Origin of the sequence: Pseudoalteromonas sp. S554, from assembly GCF_005930865.1 — a bacterium.
GTDB classification, from domain to species: Bacteria; Pseudomonadota; Gammaproteobacteria; order Enterobacterales; family Alteromonadaceae; genus Pseudoalteromonas; species Pseudoalteromonas marina.
On record NZ_PNDV01000106.1, the window covers coordinates 1 to 18194 of the forward strand.

At 38.4% G+C, this 18194-nt stretch carries 20 protein-coding genes; 11 read left to right on the forward strand and 9 right to left on the reverse strand.

Annotated features, from left to right (window positions below):
* Positions 1–540: 540 nt before the first annotated feature.
* The 8 genes from CWB65_RS18060 (at position 541) to CWB65_RS18095 (ending at position 6739) form a co-directional block, all read left to right on the forward strand.
* Positions 541–1473, forward strand: coding sequence for a CHAD domain-containing protein (locus tag CWB65_RS18060; RefSeq protein WP_006793815.1), 933 nt, complete (start codon positions 541–543; stop codon positions 1471–1473).
* 25 nt (positions 1474–1498) lie between these two features.
* Positions 1499–2398 carry a DUF350 domain-containing protein gene (locus CWB65_RS18065; RefSeq protein WP_008128289.1) on the forward strand — a complete coding sequence of 300 codons (900 nt, stop codon included), beginning with the start codon at positions 1499–1501 and terminating at the stop codon, positions 2396–2398.
* Positions 2399–2401: 3 nt separating this feature from the next.
* Complete coding sequence (locus CWB65_RS18070) at positions 2402–4123, forward strand: polyamine aminopropyltransferase (protein WP_138741155.1); 1722 nt, start codon at positions 2402–2404, stop codon at positions 4121–4123.
* Between the two features lie 80 nt (positions 4124–4203).
* Positions 4204–4617, forward strand: coding sequence for a YjfI family protein (locus CWB65_RS18075; protein WP_006793818.1), 414 nt, complete (start codon positions 4204–4206; stop codon positions 4615–4617).
* Positions 4618–4641: 24 nt separating this feature from the next.
* Complete coding sequence (locus CWB65_RS18080) at positions 4642–5334, forward strand: PspA/IM30 family protein (RefSeq protein ID WP_006793819.1); 693 nt, start codon at positions 4642–4644, stop codon at positions 5332–5334.
* Positions 5335–5407: 73 nt separating this feature from the next.
* Positions 5408–6046: a DUF4178 domain-containing protein gene (locus tag CWB65_RS18085; protein WP_006793820.1), complete on the forward strand. Its 639-nt coding sequence runs from the start codon at positions 5408–5410 to the stop codon at positions 6044–6046.
* Complete coding sequence (locus CWB65_RS18090) at positions 6043–6363, forward strand: hypothetical protein (RefSeq protein WP_138741156.1); 321 nt, start codon at positions 6043–6045, stop codon at positions 6361–6363. Before CWB65_RS18085 ends, CWB65_RS18090 begins: the two co-directional genes overlap by 4 nt.
* Before the next feature lie 187 nt (positions 6364–6550).
* Positions 6551–6739, forward strand: a complete 189-nt coding sequence (locus CWB65_RS18095) for a hypothetical protein (protein WP_006793823.1) — start codon at positions 6551–6553, stop codon at positions 6737–6739.
* 29 nt (positions 6740–6768) lie between these two features.
* Here the strand turns inward: CWB65_RS18095 and CWB65_RS18100 are convergent, their stop codons facing one another.
* The 5 genes from CWB65_RS18100 to CWB65_RS18120 all read right to left on the reverse strand — a co-directional run bounded on the left by CWB65_RS18100 (position 6769) and on the right by CWB65_RS18120 (position 9834).
* Positions 6769–7173, reverse strand: a complete 405-nt coding sequence (locus tag CWB65_RS18100) for a hypothetical protein (protein WP_138741157.1) — start codon at positions 7171–7173, stop codon at positions 6769–6771.
* Positions 7174–7183: 10 nt separating this feature from the next.
* Positions 7184–7690, reverse strand: a complete 507-nt coding sequence (locus tag CWB65_RS18105; RefSeq protein ID WP_138741158.1) for a hypothetical protein — start codon at positions 7688–7690, stop codon at positions 7184–7186.
* 113 nt (positions 7691–7803) lie between these two features.
* Positions 7804–9177, reverse strand: a complete 1374-nt coding sequence (locus tag CWB65_RS18110) for a class II fumarate hydratase (RefSeq protein WP_138741159.1) — start codon at positions 9175–9177, stop codon at positions 7804–7806.
* A gap of 11 nt (positions 9178–9188) precedes the next feature.
* Positions 9189–9554 carry a hypothetical protein gene (locus tag CWB65_RS18115; RefSeq protein WP_238530287.1) on the reverse strand — a complete coding sequence of 122 codons (366 nt, stop codon included), beginning with the start codon at positions 9552–9554 and terminating at the stop codon, positions 9189–9191.
* 94 nt (positions 9555–9648) lie between these two features.
* Positions 9649–9834: a hypothetical protein gene (locus CWB65_RS18120; RefSeq protein WP_006793828.1), complete on the reverse strand. Its 186-nt coding sequence runs from the start codon at positions 9832–9834 to the stop codon at positions 9649–9651.
* A 196-nt stretch (positions 9835–10030) separates the two neighbouring features.
* On the opposite strand from CWB65_RS18120, the gene CWB65_RS18125 reads away from it, so the two are divergent.
* Complete coding sequence (locus CWB65_RS18125) at positions 10031–10621, forward strand: DUF938 domain-containing protein (protein ID WP_008128308.1); 591 nt, start codon at positions 10031–10033, stop codon at positions 10619–10621.
* On the opposite strand, the gene CWB65_RS18130 is transcribed toward CWB65_RS18125, so the two are convergent.
* The 3 genes from CWB65_RS18130 to CWB65_RS18140 all read right to left on the reverse strand — a co-directional run bounded on the left by CWB65_RS18130 (position 10598) and on the right by CWB65_RS18140 (position 15199).
* Entirely contained in the window at positions 10598–11737 is a 1140-nt protein-coding gene (locus tag CWB65_RS18130; protein ID WP_138741160.1) for a GNAT family N-acetyltransferase, read from the reverse strand. The genes CWB65_RS18125 and CWB65_RS18130 overlap by 24 nt on opposite strands.
* A gap of 222 nt (positions 11738–11959) precedes the next feature.
* Positions 11960–14671 carry an ATP-binding protein gene (locus CWB65_RS18135; protein ID WP_138741161.1) on the reverse strand — a complete coding sequence of 904 codons (2712 nt, stop codon included), beginning with the start codon at positions 14669–14671 and terminating at the stop codon, positions 11960–11962.
* 72 nt (positions 14672–14743) lie between these two features.
* Positions 14744–15199 (reverse strand): Lrp/AsnC family transcriptional regulator, encoded by a 456-nt coding sequence (locus CWB65_RS18140; RefSeq protein WP_008128312.1) that lies wholly within the window; start codon positions 15197–15199, stop codon positions 14744–14746.
* A 127-nt stretch (positions 15200–15326) separates the two neighbouring features.
* On the opposite strand from CWB65_RS18140, the gene CWB65_RS18145 reads away from it, so the two are divergent.
* Entirely contained in the window at positions 15327–16496 is a 1170-nt protein-coding gene (locus CWB65_RS18145) for a PrnB family protein (protein ID WP_138741162.1), read from the forward strand.
* A 1-nt stretch (position 16497) separates the two neighbouring features.
* On the forward strand, positions 16498–17622 hold the full coding sequence (locus tag CWB65_RS18150) for an aminotransferase class V-fold PLP-dependent enzyme (RefSeq protein WP_008128316.1): 1125 nt from the start codon (positions 16498–16500) through the stop codon (positions 17620–17622).
* Here the strand turns inward: CWB65_RS18150 and CWB65_RS18155 are convergent.
* Entirely contained in the window at positions 17606–18094 is a 489-nt protein-coding gene (locus tag CWB65_RS18155; RefSeq protein ID WP_138741163.1) for an RNA-binding protein, read from the reverse strand. The genes CWB65_RS18150 and CWB65_RS18155 overlap by 17 nt on opposite strands.
* Positions 18095–18194 lie beyond the last annotated feature (100 nt).

Genomic DNA, 18194 nt, shown 5'->3' on the forward strand with positions numbered 1-18194 from the left:
GGCAGATGATAGTGTAGCATTTGCTATGTGAAAGTAGGACATTACCAGGCTTCAAATAAGAGAAAGCCGCTTCAGAAATGAAGCGGCTTTTTTACGTCTGCAGAAAAGTAATATTCAACATTTTCTTCTCTAAAGCGTCGCGTCTCCTAAGCGAAGCGCCTCTTTGTGAACAGTGTTTTGGTTATTCAATACACTGGCCTATGATAGGCAACATTTCACTGTGACTCTCCACCGCTGAGGGCACCATGACATTAACAGGCTCAAATAATAGAGACCTGTTACAGCAGTGTGACGGTTTTTACTTTCTTGGATAAAATAAAGAACCAAACTAATATCATCACCATCAAAAATGCCAACCAACGTAAGGTTAAGTCAATTCTATCCCGTGTCTAGATCATAAACTTTTTACCTTTGACTACTGAGTTTTGTAATCTACTTTATTCTTTACATCTCTTCTCATTTTGTTGCAATTTCATTCTTGGCTTACTAAGTGACCTGTGTAAGACTAGCTGTGTTAATTTAGTAAATCAGGTGACATGAATGTCGAATAGTAAAGTTTGGAAACTTATAAGCCTGTTTTGTTTGTTTACGGTGCTTATGGGTTGTCAATCTAAAGAAGAGCAGCTACAACAAACAATTCAAGAGTCTATAAAAAAAGCGGATGCTGAGCTATCACAGCTAGGTAGTGCGCTAGATAATGGCAGTATACGCAATGCTGTGTTACTTAAAGAGTATGGTGCGCTTTTAAAAAAACAACAGCCAGAGCTTTCAAATGTTGTTGATGTAATTACTTTAGATGCTTCGCGCCAAGGTGCACTTTATAGTGGTTTATTACAGCGACTTAAAGAGACTAAAAGTACTTACTTAATCCCCCCTTACGAAGATACGTTGCACAGCATCGATCTTTTACGTGAAGCTGCAAAACCTTCACTGTTCTCTGACGCTTTAACTGATCCAATCAATATGCTTGCTGATATGTCAAAAGGATCCCTAGCTCGCGTTGGTGCTATTAGCCAACAAGCCGAGGGTGAAGGGGTAGGTAACCAGATGGTGGGTAATCCCAACTACGGTAACTGGCAAACAAATAGCAGTGGCATCAGTTTTTGGCAATGGTACGGCATGTACCGTATTTTAGGGGATGTATTTGACAGGGTTGAATACGGAAGCTGGAGTAAACGCCGTAAGTACAGCTATTACAATGATTATGGTCGTTATCGCTACTCAAGCCCTAAACAAATTAAAACACAAAGCGCGCTAGAGACACGTACACGTCAAACATATCAACGCCAAGGTAAGCAGTTCACAAGCCCGTATGCGAGTAAAAAGACTGGTGCATCAGGGTTAAGTCGAAGTAGCTATACACCGCCTAAGAGTCGCAGCAGTTACTCACGTTCAAGTAGCTATAGCAATAGCTCTGGTTCAGTTCGTGACAGTGGAAGCAGAACCTCTCGTGGCGTGAGCCGTGGTAAGTAAAGAATAAAGTTGGAGTTAGAATAATATGTATGAATTTAATGGAATAACTACGTGGTCGCTGCAAGCTTTAGCGATAGACTTTGCAATAATTGTGCTGCTATTTGTTAGCCTTAAATATATAAAAGGCTGGGTTTCAAATTTACATGCCAATGACGAAATAACAGAGCGTGATAATTTTGCCTTTGGTATTAGTTTTGCCGCTGGTTTGGTTGCGCTGGCTATCGTATTAACCGGTGTAAGCAGTGGTGCATTTGCTGCAACGCTTCAGCAAGAAGCACTGCAAATGCTTGGCTATGGTGCGCTTGCCATTGTGTTAATTAAGCTTGGTCACTTTTTTCAAGACAAAGTTGCACTGCGTAAAGTGAGCCTACATGATGAAATTGTTAAAGGTAATGTGACTGCTTCTATCATTGATTTTGGCCATGTAGTGAGTGTGGCAATTGTCATTCGTTCAGCACTGTTATGGGTAGCTACAGAGGGATGGCATGGTTTACCGATTGTCATTGCTGCCTTTGTTATTGGTAGCATCGTGCTGTTATTTGTGAGCCAGTACCGAGTTATGTTATTTAAACGCACAAATAAAAATGGTGACTGTCTTCAACAAGCTATTATTGATGATAACTTAGCTGTTGGTATTCGTTACGCTGGTTATTTAGTGGGTAGTGCATTAGCAATCACAGCGGCAACAGGTGTTGCACCGTATGCTGCAGATAATATTAATGCTAGCCTATTATATTGGGCTGTTAGTGCAGTAGTGAGCCTAGTTGCGTTTATTATTTTACACTTAGTGACCATTAAAATAATTTTATCGGGTTGTGATATTTCTGATGAAGTTAATCGTCAAAAAAATGTGGGTGTAGCAGCTATTTCTGCCGCTGTATCGTTTGCCGTAGGCATCACAATGGCAACATTATTAGGCGCATAATTCGTGTCATCAACAACTCAAAGCCCAAGTAAGTCTCGCTTACTTGGGCACGATATATTACTTATCACTGTTATGGCTGTGCTCGCTGGGTGCGGCCTTATTTATGAGTACCTACTCTCTCACTATGCCGGCCGAGTATTAGGCTCTGTAGAAAGTGCTATTTACGCCATGATTGGCACCATGATAGTAGCTATGGGGCTAGGGGCTTTTTTAGCGCGTTGGTTTAAAGATGCGTTCACCGCATTTGCTTGGCTAGAAAGCATTATAGCTTTGATTGGCATGGGCTGTATTTTGGCCATAGCAAGTGTGATTGCAGTTAGTTATTCGCTTCCTCATTTGTTCTCGAGCATTTTTAACCTGCCACCTGACGTTGTACTTAATGGCTATGTATTTCAAAAGTTACAAGAATGGTCACGCTTTTTACCTTATGTATTTGGCTTAGTATTAGGACTGTTTATTGGTATGGAAATACCGCTTATAGCGCGTATTCGCCAACATGTGTACGGGCGGTTTTTAGAAAACAATGCAGGAACTATTTATGGTGCAGACTACATTGGGGCAGGTATTGGCGCAGCAATTTGGGTAAGCATAATGTTGGCTATGCCTATCATGCAAGCTGCTGCATGGACCGCTTTATTTAATATTATTGCAGGGCTTGCTTTTTTATGGCGCTATCATGCCCATGTACGATTTGCTAAAGCTTTGTTGGTTTGCCATATTTTACTGCTTGTGCTGTTTGGCTTTATTTTAGTGCTCGGCAGCAGTTGGATGAATAGCCTAAGCAACGTCTTATATAAAGATAAAGTTATTTATTCTCAAGCGACTAAATATCAGCATGTTGTATTAACAGAACGACTTAGCAAAAATCAACCGCAACCAATTACCGACCTATACTTAAATGGCCGCCTACAGTTCTCAAGTGTTGATGAACAAATATACCATTCAATGCTAGTTTATCCGGCTATGCTTGCCTCTAACCGCCATGATAAGGTGCTAATTATTGGCGGGGGTGACGGTTTAGCATTAAGGGATGTACTAAAATGGTCGGTAAACGAAGTCACTTTAATTGATTTAGATGGACAGTTACTTAACCTATTTGGCCACGAAGACGATAAGTTTACCTCGCCCAAAGCCATCACGCAGCGATTAATAAACCTCAATAACGACTCAATGAAAGACCCCAAAGCTAACATAATCGTGGGTGATGCTTTTTTAGAGGTTGAGAAATTACTCGATCAAAACAAACAGTTTGACACTGTTATTATTGATTTACCTGATCCGAATCATCCTGACCTAAATAAGTTATACAGCGACTATTTTTATAATCATGTACGCCAATTACTTGCTCCTGATGGGGCTATGGCTGTGCAATCAACGTCGCCATATCATGCAAAAAAGGCGTTTCTGAGTATAGCTAAAACTGTTAAGGCTGCCGGGTTTGATCACGTGGAGCAATACCAACAAAATATTCCATCGTTTGGTCAGTGGGGGTGGACAATTGCTACCAAAATGGGTCAACCAGCCAGTGCACGAATAAATAATATAGGCGAAATGCCGGTATCGTCACGATGGATAAGTAAAAAATATTTACTAGCAAGTTTTGTATTCCCTAATCAGTATTTTGAACAAATAAATGATATTGAGGTCAATAGGTTAGGTTCTGGTCAGCTTTATGATTATTACCGTTCAGCATGGCAAATAGAGAGTGAATTGTATAAAAACTAACAAAACATGGTTGACATAATATGTCTACCGTGCGAATCTTAACTCAGACATAATATGTCAAACAACACAAAGGCAGAGACATGGAATTAAACGAACTTTCAATAAAATTAGCCTCTTTTGAAACTGAAGGCGCTAACTTTGAGTCTTTCTTGATTGCCAATCCAGGTGAGCAAGATGTTTTACAAGTCATTGTTGATGGAAATGATGAACTTCCAATTTTTGTTACGCAAACTCAAGAGCAGTTGTTATGTATTAGCTACTTGTTTGGCGAAGACGAAGTGAAAAGTGAATTACGCAACGAGTTAAACGAAACATTGTTACGCTTGAACGTGCCAATTCCACTAAGTGCATTTGCTAAAATCGATAATAAATACGCGATTTTTGGTGCACTGTCGGTAAACTCATCATTAGATGATGTTACCCACGAACTAGTGACATTAGCTGACAACGCGATTGATGCACTAGAAGCCGTGACCTTGTATTTAAACGATTAGTAACTAGTTAGTGGAGTTAAGATTATGAGTATTTTAAAAAAATTATTTACAGCAGTACGTGGTGGTGCTCGTGAAGCGGGCGAAGCAATTGTAGATGCAAATGGTATCCGTATTTTTGAACAAGAAATCGCTGATGCACAAAATGCACTTCACCGTGCTAAAAAAAGCCTGACCGAAGTAATGGCTAAAGAAATGCAAACTAAGCGAAAAATTAGCGCTGTAGATGCATCAATTGCTGAACACGAAGCGTATGCAGGCCAAGCACTTGAAAAAGGTAACGAAGCCTTAGCATTAGAAATTGCAGAAAAAATTGGTGATTTTGAAGCTGAAAAAGCTGAAAACGAGCAAGTATTAGCAGGTTTTAGCAACCACATTGTAACGCTTAAGCAGCAAGTTAAAGACGCTGAAAAGTCGATTAAAGAAAATCAACGTCAGCTTACGATGGTTAAAACCACAGAAAGCGTACAGCAAGCAACAATGGCTGTTAACAGCACGCTTAATACGAATAGCTCTTCGATGACCTCAGCTCGACAATCACTAGAGCGTATTAAACAGCGTCAACAAGACCGTAGCGATCAGTTAGGTGCTGCAAAAGAGCTTGAGTCAGAAGTTAATGGCGACGATTTAAAAGCGAAAATGGCTGAAGCAGGCATTGGCGATACAAGTCCAAAAAGTGCCGATATTTTAGCGCGCATTAAAGCCAAGCAAAACGGCTAATAGTTCGTACATTTATAATAAAAGGTAATTAAGCGTCGCTTAGTTACCTTTTTTGCTTAAGGGATGCTTTATTATGTTTAATTTTTTCAAATCTAAAAAAGAGCCAGAACGTCAGCTTAACCATGCAAGTGAGCTTAAAAAAGGTGACATGTTTACCGTTATAGATTCGTTTGCTTATCCGTCGTGGTTAAAAGGACAAACATTGCGTGTTATTGATGTGCAAACTTATCAATATCAGCACAGTAGTGATACTGAGTTTGTGCTTGAGACAAACAGTGGTCAAGTTGTGTTTTTACAAATAGCACAAGAAGACGGCGAGCAATGGGCTAATTTTTCGATAAAAGTACAACGAGATGAAGTAGACGATATTTTCACATTAGATGAATTTGCTCGTATTTTTGATGAAGAGTCGTTAACGCATATTGCAGTTAAAAATACTCCTGAGCGTTTTATGCAGTTTTTGGCTAAAAGTTACCAACAAACTGAATCGCCGTTTGTTTGTTATTTTCATAATAAAGACTTTCGTGGTCAAAGCCTACCTCGCTATGAGCAAGACGGTGGCGAGCCTTGTGAAATGATATGTTTAGAATCGCCTGATGAAGGGCATAGTCTAAATATTGAAATTTGGGATGGCGGCGAAACCGAAGTGTCATTAACACTTACGCGTCCAATTACCGATATAGTGGATTTATTTCCTGGAGACGCGAAGTGAGTGATGCTAAAGATAAGTGGTTGCGCCAAGAGCAAGCTGTACGTGCAACACAAATGGCATTTGATTTGAGTAGCGATGTTCAAAAGCAAATAAAAAAGCAAGCAATTGACCAAGAGCTCACGCCATCCGATATGATCCGCAAAATACTTGGCTTAGATGTTAAGTCTAAAAAGACTCGACAGCGCTTATCGTTCAATTTGAATGATGATGAGATAGCGCAACTAGCGGGCCGCTTTGATGTACCTAGCGAAGATAAGCGCGCGGTAAAGCAACAAGTAGCAGAGCTTTTAATTGCGCATACTAAAAAAGCTAAGTAGTTGGCCTAAACCTGGTTTATAAAAGTATGTTAGGCAGTTATTTTAGCTAAAAATAAGATTAAATAGATGGGTACTTCAATGTACTTTTAAATCTTTTATCAAAAGCTAATAAATTGAAAAGCAGTGCTTTTGCGTTCTTTGTATTAAGCCCTTACACTAAAGGTAACAACTATAAAGAAGTACTGCTTTGAATATTATACTGATTACTTACCTAATTATTTTTGCTTTATTTGGTACTGCAGCAAGTTATTTTGTGCGTTTTATATATGCATACTGGGTACTAAAAACTATGCCAATGAAATACATACTAAAAGCAGGGATATGTGTGCTGTTAGTCGTGGTTATTTCAGCGCTTATTCCGTACTTAAGTCAATAACGCTGAAATAGCACTTAATACTTTATTTATTACTTAATATCTATTGATTGGCATTGCTGGTTAATGCACAGCGATTGTACTTCAATAACCGGTAAGCAATCGGTTAGTGATTGTTGCTCATTTTGATTTTTTTCTTGTTCGGTGATCTGCTTTGCAATGCTTTCTGCTTGCTCTTGAGGGGTATTTAGCGTTGAATAAACAGCATATTTACTCGGCCCGCCACACGCTCGTGCTCCTACTTCAAGTACTTTACACTGAAAGCTTGCTGTACAGCCATTGTTATCAACAATATTGGCAAGTTGGCTATTTAAAGCCGACAAGTTCTGCCCTTGAGCACTATTTACAGATGCTGTTGTTGAGCAACCGCTGAGTAAAAAAATGCTAGCAGCAACACTAAAAATTGATAATTTAACTGTCAATGTCAAACCACTCATATTGTTATCCTTAAAATACACTTACCGCTGAGCCTTCAAGTTTAACACATTTATTTTCAACACACTGAGTGCTTGGTGTTGTTAAATGCTGGCAAATACTCATCATTCCTTTTTGCGCATTAAAATTACTTTCAAGCTCGGTGATTGTTTTGCTCAGTGTTTTTACTTGCTCGTCTTTTGCTGTTTTAGTTGAATAAACTTCAAAGCTACTAGGGCCACCACAGGCGCGACTACCTACTGCAATAACTTTACATTGCATACTTGTATCGCAGCTGGTGTCAGCAATAAGCGTGTTTAATTGGGTTTTAGCTGTCGTAATATCTTCAACCGATACCGCTTTAACACTTGAGTTTGAAAGTTCCTCAACGTCACTTTTTGTTTGAGTGGTTTCTTTTAGTGTTTGTTGTTTTGGTTTTATTACTTCAGCAGTGGTTACTGATTCTTTTTCTGCTGGTGTTTTATCTAAACACGCACTTAAACAAAGGGGTAAAACAAGAGCTAATAATACAGGGCGCATAAGATACCTTGATAGTGATGAATAATTCATCACTATCATACACGGTGCATTTTTTACGGCAATAAAAACTATATAATCAAGTAATTAAAGCCGTATTTAAGGCTTTTTAAAAACTACAAGCCACCTTGTGTGAGCTTAGTCGGGTTGAGCAGTTTTTCGAGCTCTTCACGTGGTAAGTCAGTTTCTTGTTCGGCAACATCAATAATAGGACGGGCTTCTTTATAGGCTTGTTTCGCTATTTTTGCTGCTTTTTCGTAACCGATCACCGGATTAAGTGCAGTCACTAAAATAGGGTTTTTGGCAAGAGCGCGGTCAATGTTAGCTTGATTTACGATAAATGTGGCTATGGCTTTTTCTGCCAAAGCTTGGGCGCTGTTTGTTAGTAGCTCTATGCTTTGCAAAATATTATAGGCAATAACGGGCAGCATAACATTTAGTTCAAAGTTACCAGATTGACCAGCAACGGTAATTGTAGCGTCGTTACCAATCACTTGCGCACTAACCATCGCAGCGGCTTCTGGTATGACTGGGTTTACTTTACCCGGCATAATAGATGAGCCAGGTTGTAGGGCTTCAAGTTCTATTTCGCCTAAACCTGCAAGGGGGCCTGAGTTCATCCAGCGTAAGTCGTTCGCTATTTTCATTTGAGCTACAGCGAGTACTTTTAACTGCCCAGACAGTGCAACAATGGCATCTTGTGAACCAATATTATAAAAAAAGTTTTTGCTTGGCGAAAACCGGATCCCCACGTTTTTAGTTAGGTTAGTGCAAAATAAGTCTGCAAACTTTGGGTCGGCATTAATACCGGTACCAACAGCTGTACCACCTTGAGCAAGCTCACACACTGGCTCTAAGCTATGGCGAATGCCTGAGGCCGCGTTGTTTACTTGCGATTGCCATGCATTAAGGGTTTGCTCGAATGTAACAGGCATCGCGTCCATTAAGTGAGTGCGACCTGTTTTAACAATAGCGCCTACTTCGCTCTTTTTATTTTCTAAATGTTGCGAAAGGTTTTCAAGAGCTGGAAGTAATGCTTGTTTAACGGCTAGGGCACTACTTAGTGCAATAGCCGTAGGGACTACATCGTTTGAGCTTTGGCCCATGTTTACATCATCATTAGGATGTACAAGCTCCTGTTGAGTACTGGCAAGTGTTGCTATTACTTCATTGGCGTTCATATTAGAACTAGTTCCTGAACCGGTTTGAAACACATCAACAGGAAACTGATCATGATGCTTACCATCAATAATCGCTTGGCAAGCATGCTCTATTGCAGTTGCCTTGGTTTTATTTATAAGCCCTAGCTCACAGTTACTTTGTGCTGCAGCTTGTTTTATATACGCCAGTGCCTTTATAAATTGTGCTGGCATAGTGAGGGCGCTAATAGCAAAGTTATTAACAGCGCGCTGTGTTTGTGCTTGATATAAAGCGTTAACAGGTACTTTTAATTCGCCCATACTGTCTGATTCTATTCTAAAGTTGCTCATTAATGTGCTCCTTAAAAAGGGTTGAATTCGTGACTAAGAATACGAGCTTCACGCTCAAGTAATAAAAATTTAGCACGACTATTGTGGCTTATGTAGAAACGCTTTAATGCAAGTAATGGTTTGTGTAGCTGGTGTAGGCATTGTTTGCGAATTGCATTATGAGTAAGAGGATCGCACATTTTATTTATAATTTCATGGTGTGTGCGTCTTAAGTAATACTCCTGAAGTAGCGGATTATCAAGTTGTTCAAAGTTTTTAGCTACGTTGAGAGCTGCGTCTATATAATGAGCGACAAGCATTGGGGCATGCAGGCCTGGTCTTTTGCAATTAAATGCAAGAGTATGTTGATAGTTATGTAAGGCGTGATTTGAAGACATAAAAAAACCGACTCAACTAATGATAATAGTTATCATTACATTTAATCGGTTTCAGTGTAAATAGTTATTATAAAAATTATTTACGGCGTGTATTTTAATTATAGCCGAGAATAAATATCTGGTCTGTTTCATGTTTAGTGATCGCCTTTTGATTATGTTTTGGATGAGAAAGTAAATCAATAACTGTTGCTCTCATATCAAGGGTTTCACTGTGATCATCGGTACTTTTATCGGTGATAGCTACTGCTGCATCAACAGCGGTATAGGGAGGCATATGCATAATTTTATCCTTTTGTGATTAGTTAATTAACCCTTAAATGGGTCAATTATGTTGCTGCATAATACATACCAATCAAGCCAGCTATATCTAACTATATGATTATATTTAACTTAATAAATAAATCATAATTAGTCACGACAACATATTGCAAATTTGCTTTACTATTGTGCAAACATCCACAATTTTGGTGCACGCAATGACAAAGCCATTTTCACAAGCATGTGAAAACAATAAAGGGCCAATTTTAGAGCATTTAAATAGCGCGTTAAAAAACGTTAAAACAGTATTAGAAGTTGGTTCTGGAACAGGTCAGCACAGTGTGTTTTTTGCTGAAAAATTACCTTATCTACAATGGCATACAAGTGATCGTGTCATTAATCATGAAGGTATTAGGCTATGGCATAGTGAAGTGAATTTAGCTAATTTACATGCCCCTATTGAGCTTGATTTAAACCAGCCATGGCCTATCGAAAAAGTAGATGCTATATATACTGCGAATACATTTCATATTGTAAGTTGGTTATTAGTTGAGCGTTTTTTTGACGGGGTTAAACGTCACTTAAATGATGAGGGGGTTGTGTGTATTTATGGTCCTTTTAAGTACAAAGGTGAATACACTAGCCAAAGTAATCAAGAGTTTTGCGCCTTTTTAACTGAGCGAGATCCTTTAAGTGGTATAAGAGACTTTGAAGCTGTTTTATTATTGGCCAAGCAAGCAGGGCTTTCGCTTATGAGCGATCATGCTATGCCTGCTAATAACCAGTTACTCGTTTTTAAACGGCAATAACGATGTGCACTGTGCTTTGTAAAGTGCAATATGCTGGCGTTCTCGAGACAGGTAATCTGCAATTGCACTGCTAAAGTCATTGTTAACAATATGGTGGGCTGAAAAAGTAGTAACGGGTTCAAACCCTCTGGCTATTTTATGCTCCCCTTGTGCACCTGAATGAAAGCAGTCGAGTTTATGTTTAATAGCAAATTCTATCCCTTGGTAATAACATAGCTCAAAGTGAAGTGCGTCAATATTTTCGCTTGCCCCCCAGTACCTGCCGTAAAGTGTGTTTTCACCAATTAAACTGAGTGTTGCAGCGATGACTTGACCGTCTTTTTTGGCAAGCATAATAACCAGCTGCGATGCCATAAGTGCATGCAAAAGGGTAAAAAATTCACTGTTTAGATAGCCTAAATGTCCTGAGCGTTTTAAATAGGTGCGCTGATAAAATTCGCAAAACAGCTGCATTATTTCAGGTGTGATATCTGAACCCTGTAGCCACTCAGTAGTAATATTTTGATGTGTTATTTTAGCGCGTTCTTTTTTTAGCGATCTACGTTTACGCGAGTTTAGCGTTGTTAAAAAGTCGTCAAAAGTATCAAACCCTTTATTAAACCATTGAAATTGAACGCCCTCTCTGAGCATCGCTTGCTGCTTAGTGAGTAACGTTGCTTGTGTTTGGTCGCAAAAGTTTATATGCCAGCCAGACCATCCTTGCTCAATGCTGTGTGTGCAGAGTTGCTCTGTAATATAGTTGTATACGACGGTGTGGTTTGTGTGATGAATGGCAATACGTTTACCTTCAATTGGGCTAAATGGCACGCCTGATAGCCATTTGGGATAGTAATGCAAACCATTTTTTTCGTATGCTTCAGCCCATGCCCAGTCAAATACATACTCACCATAAGAATGGCTTTTTACATAACCAGGTGCAAGCGCTATTAAGTTACTCCCTTCATATACAGCTAAATGATAGGGCTGCCAGCCACTTTGCTGTGTTACACATTGGCTTTGCTCTAAGGCGTATAAAAAGGCATGTTGAGTAAAAGGTTCATCACCAAAAAAAGCATGCCATTGCGCTTGGTCTATTTCATTAATATTTTTAAACCATCGATGAGAAAAGCTTTTCATGATGCCGACCTTGTAAATATTGCGTGCTTAATTGTGCGCTCTAATTTGTAATTTTATTGGCACTTATTTTACTTCTAAGCTTCAATTTATTTTTTCAGAGCTTTTAATAGTCACGTATTAAAGTGATTTTTTACGATTCGATTAGGCTAATTGTGTTATTAAACACCACGAGTGACTATATTAACTCAGTCACGTAGCGTGATGATAACAATTTTTTGGGTGCTATTTAGTAACTGTTTTTACAAACTGACTCAAGCACTCGGTCAGTTTTGCAAGTTCTATGGGTTTTGCTAAATGTTCGGTAAAGCCTGCTTTTTTAGCTTTAATTTTATCTTCTGGCATGGCATCAGCTGTTAGCGCAATGATGGGTAATGTGTGTTGCGATTTAAACGCTCGAATTAATTCTGTTGCTTTATAGCCATCCATAACAGGCATTTGGCAATCCATTAATACCAAATCAAAATGTTGTTCTTTGATTATATTTACAGCTTCTTCACCATTTTCAACCAAGTGAGGAATGATACCTAAAGATCCCAACATCGCTTTTATTACCATTTGATTCACAGGATTGTCTTCTGCGACCAAAATATTTAAAGACGTAATATCAATATCTTTTGATATGGCTTCTGGCTCTATATCTGGCTCTGTTGTTGTTAAGTTAACGGCAAACGTAAAGGTTGACCCTTCACCCAGCTCGCTTTTTAAATTAAGTGTTCCCCCCATTAGCAAACATAATTCTTTAGCTATTGTTAAACCAAGGCCAGTACCACCAAATTTTCGAGAGGTTGAGCTGTCAGCTTGGGTAAACGCGTTAAATAAGGTGTTGTGTTGGCTTTTTTCAATGCCTATGCCAGTATCTGATACTGCAATGCTTAGTTTTACCTTATTGGCAGACACAAACTCTGTATCTATATCGAGCGTAACGCTTCCTTCGTTAGTAAATTTAATCGCATTACTACATAAATTAAGTAGTATTTGTTCTATGCGCATTGCATCGCCTAAAAACCAGGTATCTACAGGTAAGTTACATTTGAGAATCCATTCAATGTTCTTATTTTTCGCACTTTGCTCAAACATTGTGTCAATGCGCGTTACAAGTGTTTTTGGATCAAACGCAATGGACTCTAGTATTAAATGTTGTGACTCTATTTTTGAAATATCAAGAACGTCGTTAATTAGGTTTAATAGACTGTTTGAAGAGGAGTAAATTTTTTTAATGTAGCTGAACAGCTTTTGAGCATCATCATCTTTTTTCGCAAGTGACGATAGGCCAATAATGGCATTTAATGGGGTGCGTATTTCGTGACTCATATTGGCTAAAAATTGGCTTTTAGCGCTATTGGCTAAGTCAGACTGTTTTTTGGCTTTTACCAATGAGCTTGTTCGTTCTGCAACTTGGCGGCTAAGCGCTAGTTGCTGCTGGTTAAATAGCATTAACACTACAATAATAAGTAAACACACAGCGGTTTGTAGCATAAGTAAAAATAAAGACATTTCAATGTTTTGTTGTGAAATGTAGTTTTCTTTAAGTGCTAATTTTATTACCCATTGCTGCCCTCCAAAGTTAATATTGAATGACATTAACTGGCTTTGGGTTGCTTGCTCAAAGTTTTGAGAGTCGTTACTGTAAAAGGCGGGTTCGTTGTCAAATTCAAACACATCAATAGAAAACATTTCAGATTGCTGCTGTGTAATAGCTTGTTCAATAATTTTATGGGCCAAAAATACACCGGTGGCATAACCCTTTATATTTTCATTTTGACCATAAACAGGTGCAAATAGTAGATAGGCGGGTGTTGGTGTTTTTGTTTGGACTAATTGAATGATTTTAGTGCTGATAGGTAAATATTTGATAGCTGGATTTTGCAAAGATGCTTTACGATCTGGGTTTGAATATACATTAAAGCCAACCGCCTTTTGGTTACTTTCTAAAGGAGCTATATATTTAACAACCACTAGAGGGTCATCATCTTCGAGAGGATCACCAACAATGTTTATATTTTGCCGATAAATTGTTGACATTGTATTACTGAGTGTTTGGCGCTGCGCTTGTGTTATTTGTACATTCCAAGACAATGCTTTAATAAACGAATGCTTTTCAAGTAGTTTATTTGCTGAAGTGTAAAAGTCTTGCTCATTAAACTCAGGTGATGATTGTACTTGGCTTGCTAAGCTTTGCACGGCGATAATACTTTGATTTATATACCTGTATAAACTGTTTTCAATAACTTCAACTTCTCGCTCTGCAATTTTAATTGTATTTTTGCTGTTTTCGCGTTCGTAAATTTGTGCTGTAAGCGCCACAGATATAAATAAAATAGAGCAAACTGCAATGGTTTCAAAGGCTAAGACTTTGCGTTGTCCAGGTGCTTTGGGCAGTAGCGACAATAAAAAAGGTGAGGCAATAAGTACCCCTAATATATCTCCTAACCACCAATAAATAACATGAAGCCAATGGTCCTCAATACTATAAAGTGGGTTAAAGTTACTTAACGCAAATACACCAATATTTGATGATAGTAAGCTTACTAAAACAGCAACTACAGCAATAAAATAAGCAATGTATTTTCGTTTACGAAAATAAAGCGGATTTCCCAACCAATACCTTAATATTGCGGCACCGACCATAGCTTGGATAATAACGCCAAGGGCAATGTAAATGGCCTGAGTAAACGTATTGCCGACCAGCATTATTTCATGAGCTGAGTTATCGAATATATTTAAGTTAAATGCAATTGCTGCTGCAAATAAAGGCGGTATAAAACGCCACCACCAAATATAACAACCAACTAAAGCAATACCTGCCGGTAGCCAGATAGGGACTATTTGCGAGTTAAATGCAAACGCAGTAAGTCCAACGCCCAGTAAGTAATAAGCGAGGGCGAATAATATGTAGAAAATAATTGATTGAGAGGTTGAGGCGAATATTTTCACATAATATCCATATATCTATGTTTCTGTTTAAGAAATATCAGTATAGCTAACAACTTTGTATTTGCCGTACTTTTATAGCGGAAGCTGCTTTTTAGTGAACGACTGCTTAAGTACCACCGTTGACTCTATATTCGCTATGCAGCTCAAACTACCTAACCGATGTTTAACAAATTGTTCATAGCTTTCAAGATCGTTAGCAATAATTTTTAGTAAATAATCATAGCTACCTGATATTACACTGCACTCTAATACATGAGGTAGCTTTTCTACCGACTGTTCAAATAAGTCTGCCGCGCTAACAGAATTTTGATTTAGCCTAATAAAAGCATATACCAATACGTTCAGTTCAAGTTTTTTAGGATTAATTGACGCGTGGTAGCCCGTAATAACATGCTCTTTTTCAAGTTTTTTGATTCGCCTTAAGCAAGGCGTATCAGACAAGCTAATCGTATTTGCTAAATCTGAAACCGATATTCTGGCATTTTCTTGTAGTGCTGTGAGTATTTGCTGATCTTTTTTATCTAACATTTATTGTTATCTATTTTTAAATTTTTAGTGATTATCACTAATTATAGACACTTTCACTTTGTTTTTTGATGATTTACGCTCACGTTACTCTGTTAGCATTTAAATATAAAAATAATAGAGCAAAATAATGAATACACATACGGCCACATTTGATGATTGGATACGCACTGAGTTTGTAGAGATAAATACTGAATTAGAGCTGCTTTATTGGCAGCAATTCGATAAAGCAAATGTTGAAGGTGTTGGTGAGAAATTAAAGCAACAATTAAAAAGGCAAGGCAATGTATTAATTTCACACTTGTTAGCAGAAGGAAATACCGATCAAGGGTTTGATCGTGCATTTGATTTATTAGGCAATGTTGGATTATTCATGGCTGCATGTCGCCGCCATGAAATAACTGAGCCCAGTAGAGAAACTACTTCACCTTTGGTAGAGGCATCGGCATTGGCAATGCATATTGGTGCGTCGATTGGTGTAACACCGCGGTTTGCTACCGCGCATTTAACTACCCACAATAAAGCTGTTAATGGCACCTATAAGCGCTTTACTAATTTACCTGATGAAAAACTTTTTTTAGATTATAACACTCAAGGTATTTTAGCCTACAAGCGAGCAAGTGATGCCTTATTAAAAATAGTACCTTTGGGTATTTCGCACCCTTTGTGTGGTGAATTACTAAAGGCTGCAAAGTACGCGCTCATTAATGTAATTGAATCTAACAATGCACTTTACACACAATTAGATACAGATCGTTTTTTTAACTGCGTTCGCCCTTACTACAAACCATACCGTGTTGGTAAAGAGATTTATCGAGGTGCAAACGCAGGCGATTTTGCCGGAATTAACGTAATTGATATGTTGCTTGGTCTTTGTAGTGCAAATGAGCCAAGCTACTCACAAATGCTGGTGGATAAGTTTTTGTATATGATGCCAGAAGATCAGCAAATATTAAGAGAGTCAATGCGAATACAAAGCTTTATGGACGATTTTTTACAGGCGCAGCAATATAAAAATAGCAACTGGTTTAAATCACATGGAAAGCTATTTATGCAAGTATGTAAGTTACATGGTGACACAGCAATCGGACATCATAACCAATTAGTAGAAAAATTTATTGCGCAACCGTCAAAGCAAATGCACGAGCAACATTTAAGTAAAGTAACGGCAAGTGGACCGCCACTTCATGTATTACTCGATTCGTTAGAAAAGTTGAGGGATAGACGCGCAGCGGCAAAAAGGGACGATATAAAAACGCGGTTTGACGATCTCAATTCATTAAAAGAGTGGGTGAAGTAATATGCTTAAAAATGATTTTTGTATATCTGAAGGTTGCTACTTTTTAAGCCACTCCGTCGGCAGGCCACTAAAAAGTTCTCAACAGTACTTTACAGAGCATTATCTATCACCATGGCAAGATTCAAATAAAGAGCCATGGCAACAATGGTTACCTCAAATAGATGCGTTTACTTCTGCACTAGGTAAGTTATTTAATTCGCCAAGTTCACAATTTTGCCCGCAAGTTAACTTATCAAGCGGTTTAACTAAGTTAGTTATGTCGCACCCTCAATTACAACAAGCACGCTGCAAAGTGCTTATGGCACAAAGCGACTTTCCAAGTATGGGGTTTGTAATGCAAAAGGCGTTACCGCCTTGTGCAGAAATACTGTTTATTCCTGAAGAGGAAAATCTAAGCGATATAGCTGTATGGGAGCGTTATTTAACATCAGATATAGATATGGTGTTTGTAAGCCATGTTTATTCAAATACGGGTGTTCAAGCACCGATAAGCGATATTGTACTACGCAGTAAGATGACTAATAGCCTTTCAATAATTGATGTGGCGCAATCTGCTGGAGTGTTGCCTATTGATTTAATAACGCTTGATGCCGATTTCATGATTGGCTCAAGTGTTAAATGGTTGTGCGGCGGGCCAGGTGCAGCCTACTTATGGGTTAATCAAAACCAGCTGGAGCAGTGCAAGCCAAAAGATGTGGGGTGGTTTTCTCATGAAGACCCCTTTGAGTTTAATATTAACCATTTTAGTTATCATCACAGCGCGCTGAGATTTTGGGGAGGCACCCCTTCTATAGCCCCGTACGTGATTGCTGTGAATAGTATAAATTACTTTGCAGATCTGACAGTTAGAAAGGTAAGAGAGCATAATCTCGCGATGATTTCGAATATTCATCAGCATTTAAGTGAATTTGTTGTATCACCAATACAAAGCAATCAATGTAGTGGTACCGTTATTTTGTTTTTTAAGAATAAACAGCAGCAAATATTAGCAGCGCTGGGTAAAGCAAACATGAGTGTTGACGAGCGCAAACACGGAATACGAGTCTCACCGCATATTTACACAACGGAAGAAGATGTAAACGCGCTTATCAATACCATAAAGCAAGCGCTTAAGGAATTTGACTAAGCAACTGCTTTCGTTGACGTAAAGCATCTATTTGTTGTTGTGTACGCGTAACCTTTGATTCATATGCGCTGGTAATTGGCGCTGTTTTTTTAGCAATGGCGTCAGCAATAGAAGAGGCGCCTAACCGGTTAGCCTGATCTTGTGTAACATAGCTGGCTTGCTTTACTTGCTCTTGGTAAGTTTTTTCTGTTTGTTTAAGTGTTAATTGTAGCTTGCTTATTTCACGTTCTATTTGCTGAACTTCTAAAAAATTGTCTACAGAACTATCTATTACATTATTTGATTGAGTGGGGCTTTTATAGGCTTCAATTATATTGATTTCTTTTAGTGTGATCTGTTCGGCATCTTTTGAGCAAGGTGTTTGGCTAAAGGTAGGAACGCCTTTAATTACACACTTGTATACCGTTGTATTTTGCGAAAAAGAAAAAAAAGGTAGCACTGCGCATGTAATTAACAATATAAACCTGTTCATAGCAAAACCTAAAGTGGCTATCGTTTTAGTAATAATGCACTAAGTCATAGCGGGTTACAATTTGTTTAATTTTTATAAATTTTAGGCACAAAAAAACCAC